This window comes from Candidatus Methylacidiphilales bacterium, from assembly GCA_025056655.1.
In the GTDB taxonomy this organism is placed as follows: Bacteria; Verrucomicrobiota; Verrucomicrobiia; order Methylacidiphilales; family JANWVL01; genus JANWVL01.
In genome coordinates this window covers 1-4,295 of record JANWVL010000054.1, presented here as the reverse complement: position 1 = coordinate 4,295, position 4,295 = coordinate 1, and the positions used below count along the sequence as shown (strand labels likewise).

The 4,295-nt window shown below is 34.2% G+C and carries 4 protein-coding genes; 1 reads left to right on the top strand and 3 read right to left on the bottom strand.

The window, feature by feature from the left end:
• Positions 1-883 (bottom strand): hypothetical protein (locus NZM04_02685; GenBank protein ID MCS7062949.1); only part of this gene is annotated, 883 nt, incomplete at its 3' end.
• A 224-nt stretch (positions 884-1,107) separates the two neighbouring features.
• Between NZM04_02685 and NZM04_02680 the strand changes: the two genes are divergently transcribed.
• Positions 1,108-1,239, top strand: a complete 132-nt coding sequence (locus NZM04_02680; protein MCS7062948.1) for a hypothetical protein — start codon at positions 1,108-1,110, stop codon at positions 1,237-1,239.
• A gap of 682 nt (positions 1,240-1,921) precedes the next feature.
• Here NZM04_02680 and NZM04_02675 read toward each other — a convergent pair.
• Positions 1,922-3,802: a hypothetical protein gene (locus NZM04_02675; GenBank protein MCS7062947.1), complete on the bottom strand. Its 1,881-nt coding sequence runs from the start codon at positions 3,800-3,802 to the stop codon at positions 1,922-1,924.
• A gap of 264 nt (positions 3,803-4,066) precedes the next feature.
• Positions 4,067-4,295: hypothetical protein (locus NZM04_02670; GenBank protein MCS7062946.1), on the bottom strand; the 229-nt coding region annotated here is incomplete at its 5' end.

Here is a 4,295-nt window from a genome sequence, read left to right as displayed (position 1 = left end):
AGATGATACCCTTCGACGCGTCGAGCTTACGCAGACGATAAACAATGTTACTCAGGGCGAGTATCAAAGTACTTTTATCTTTAGGATCATGCCAATTCCGCTCTAATACATCGAAATCAATAAAATCTCCATATTTCATAGCTTGACTTGTTATAATATTTTTTATAACGTCAGATATAAACGAATGTTTCTCTGCTTTATTTATAACACTCCATTTATAAATCGTTTTTATTATACATGTGCCTAAGTCATCTTTTATCTCATCAAGGCTTTTAAGAATATCTTTTAAACTCCAGGATGCATCTTCATCTTTATGCGAGACTAAATTAATTGCTTTCTCGATAATTTTATCTAAATTTTTATAAAACCCCATTTGCGCCAATATCCTTAATTTTGCTATAAATGAATATATTCCAAATGAATAAACATCATACCTTTCCCAATCTTCTGTAATTCTCTCAATTAATTTTATTCGAAACTGCATATCTTTTTTTAATTCAGTTAATAAAAATTTTATTATATTTTCAAGAGTAAAATTGTCTATGGAGTAAAGTATAGGTATAGCTATATCCAGGTAATAAGGGTCTTTATATCTAATGTAACGTGATATGTATAAAGCACATTGAATTATCATTCTTTCATTTAATAATGGTTTTGTAATTTTATCATAACACCCATCTTTCATCTTGGTCAAAAAAGCAAGTGCTACAATTATTTTTAATGGATCCTCATTGCTGCTATATAAAAATTTCATGTAATATATTACCACCCTAAAAATATCTAATTCGTCGCCCTTTATTTGTTTGCAAATCTTTTCTAATTCCTCAAGTTTACCGAGGTCGTTACATATAAAGTAGGCAAAAACATCTTTTTGTGCTTTCATGTTTATATTATAAACCAAAATCAACAAGCCCGATCAATTACACAAATATAATCTTTCTAAGCGAAAATATATCAACAGTTACAATGTTTGAAATCGTTATATCATCCATAAGCATAACACAATCGACTACTCATTTATAGTTCTGCTTCAAGTCATCGAAAAGTATCTAGATCGCCATTGCTTCCAATGCGTCAGGCGCAATCCGAATTTCAAGTGCGCCATTGATGACCAAACCGGTCAAGTGCGCCGATGAATGCGGCTTGGCTGCCCCTATCCCACAGTCCCCAGCCGACGACGATACTGTCGTCGAACTCGATGAGCTGTTGACATTCATCAGAAGTAAAAATTGCATCTAGCTAATCAAAAATGTCAAGTGCAGGACGCACTGCCTGATGATCTGGTAGATACTCTATTCAGCGATGAGGCCGTGGTGCAGGTAATGATAGATACAGAGCAACAGACATTTCAGTACTGTACCGAAGGCTTCATTGTATATGCTACTTTAGACTAACGAAAGGGGTATCTCTGATTACGCAGAGCAAGTCGCAGACTTAATCGGTTGAAGCAATTCATACGGACTTTTTGTGGATCTCTCTTGTTTATATTGATAGTTGCAGCGATTTTTGCCATGTGTAGAGGAGTTACGACGGTCGGTTGCGTCCTTTGTGCAATGCTGGAATCGGCAGCATCCCTTCAAGCAAACGCATCCGGGTTATCAGAGCTATCCGTGGAATAAAGCAAGTATTTGGATTTATGTACTACCTACAATTATCTAGCAAATTCTCTCTAAATGCAATCATGATTAGCTAACTATGTAAAGTGCATTGCTGAGCGTACTCTCATTTCTATCACACGCACATAACAGATCGTCAACTATATTTGTTTGATTGATAAACAGCTTACATTGGCCTAGATTAAAAACTCTCTTCTCGAAAATATTTGAAAAGTAGTTGACTTTAAAAACAATGAGTTTTACTTCAAGCAGCTAAAATATCTCTTTTTTATTGTAGAAGTAAGCTTACCGATAGATATTATTATTTATGATCTTGATGGATGATCAGATGAAATCGTCGTCGTTGTTTTTAGCATTTTATGCATAATATCACCTCGACCTAATTCCATCAATATATTCATTGTCGCCAATATATTCATTATCGCTTTAAGATGATCAGCTTGGTGCGTATTTTTTATCACTTCCAATGCCGGTTGAATAATATTTTCCTGTGGTATAAATTTGAGAATATCTTTATCTTCAACCTTGAAATCTTTAGCTAAGATATGTGCATTTTGGTATAAAAATTTAAAGGCCGATGAGCTCCCACTTGATAAAACAATGTCATTTATTTTATCTGATAAATTGTATTCAACAACCATATGCTTTAGATGTTCAGCAGTTGGATTGTTATCTTCTATCATTTTATAAACACACAGCACTAAAAAGTTATTATTTATTGATTTAATTTTATCTTTATTTCTTATCAAGTATTCTGCTGTTTTATCTGGAGATATATCTATTGCTATCCTGAGGCAATCATCAAATTTATCTTCATTCAGTCTACTATCTAATATTTTCTCAATTATGTCCCATCTCTTTTTCAATTTGGCGTGCTTTAATAATAACGCCTCTATACTATCACGTTTTGTATTATCACGATTTTCATAGGTGAATCGGTCAAAGGCTTTGATCATCTCAATCAAATTATCTTCACTAATTAATTTAGCTACAAAGTCGGGATATTTATACTCAAAAACCTCCATGTAGCTGTTTTTGATAAACTTTTGAATGGTCTTGTTAATTAAATCCTTATCCATGCTATGAATCACTGCGTCTAGGAGGTTTATATTAATAGAATTATCCAGAGAATCTATCAGTTCGTGCAATTTATTAATACACTCTTTAGACCCTGTCTTTCCGATAGCTATTATTATATTATCATCAAGCATAGGCTGATTAGATATTAGTTGATACAGTCTTTCACAGCGATTATTTAGCAAAAACTCGAACCTTTCTTTGCTATAATATTCACCCCTCAATACAATACCCTTCGACGCGTCGAGCTGACGCAGACGATAAATAATGTTACTCAAGGCGAGTATCAAAGTCTTTTTATCTTTAGGATCATGCCAATGCTGCTCTAATACATCGAAATCAATAAAATCTCCATATTTTTTAGATTGGTCTGTTATAATATTTTTTAGAATATCAGATATATCTGACCATTGCCGCGCTACATTTATCACTCTCTCTTGATAAATCGTGTTTATTATACTTGTGCCTAGGTTATCTTTTAGACAATCAATTTTTTCAAGGATATTCTTTAAATTCGAGTAGGTAACATTTATATATTTATGACAAACTGAGCCAATTGCCTCCTCTAGAATTTTATCTAAATCTTTATAAAACCCAGTTTTTGCTAATAGCCTTAATCTTGTCACAAATAAAGGGTTTACAAATGAATAAACACCGTGGTTTTGCCAATCCGCTGTAATTCTCTTAATAAATTTTGTTCGAAACCACATATCTTTTTTTAATCCAATGGCCAAAAATTTTATTATATTATCCCTGGCCGAACTGTCCATGTAGTCAAGCATGGGTATAGCTCTATCCAGATAATAAGGGTCTTTATATCTAATGTAACGTGATAAGTATAAAGCACATTGAATTATCTCTCTTTCATTGAATAATGGCGCAGTAATTTTATCATAATACTCGTCTTTCATCTTGGTCAAAAAAGCAAGCGCTACAATTATTTTTAATGGATCATCATTGCTGTTATATAAAAATCTCATGTAATATATTACCACACTAAAAATATCTAATTCGTCACCCTTTATTTGTTTGTAAATATTTTCTAATTCTTCAAGTTTACCAAGGTCGTTACATATAAAGTAAGCGAAAACATCTTTTTGCGCTTTCATGTGTATATTATAAGCCAAAATCAACAAGCCTGATTTTTACATAAGCAAAATCTTTCTAAGCGAAAAGATATCAACTGTTATAATGTTCGCAATCGTTATATCACTAATAAGCATAACACAATCGACTACTAACTTATAATTCTTTTCCAAGCCATTGAAAGGTATCTAGATCGCCATTGCTTCCAACGCATCAGGCGAAATCTGAGTGTCAAATGCGCTATTGATGATCATTCAGGTCAAGTGTGCCGGTGAATGTAGCTTGGCTCACCCACCCTCCTCTATCCTACAGCCCCCAACCGACGACGATACTGTAGTCGAGCTTGAGGGGAGTAAATAAAATTGGATACATGAAGCATCCAAAGAGACATAAGCGAATCGGTGGTCAAACAAGGCAAGAATCACAGCAGCAGCCAGCGCTACCTGTGCAAAGCCTGCAATCGTCATTTCACCCCTCAGCCCAACCCAATCGGCTACCCGCCTAGAATCCCGCGCC

What these genes read in the sequence shown, in the direction of transcription:
- NZM04_02680 (MCS7062948.1), top strand. Translation starts at nt 1,108, where the DNA reads ATGACCAAACCGGTCAAGTGCGCCGATGAATGCGGCTTGGCTGCCCCT.
- NZM04_02675 (MCS7062947.1), bottom strand. Translation starts at nt 3,802, where the DNA reads ATGAAAGCGCAAAAAGATGTTTTCGCTTACTTTATATGTAACGACCTT.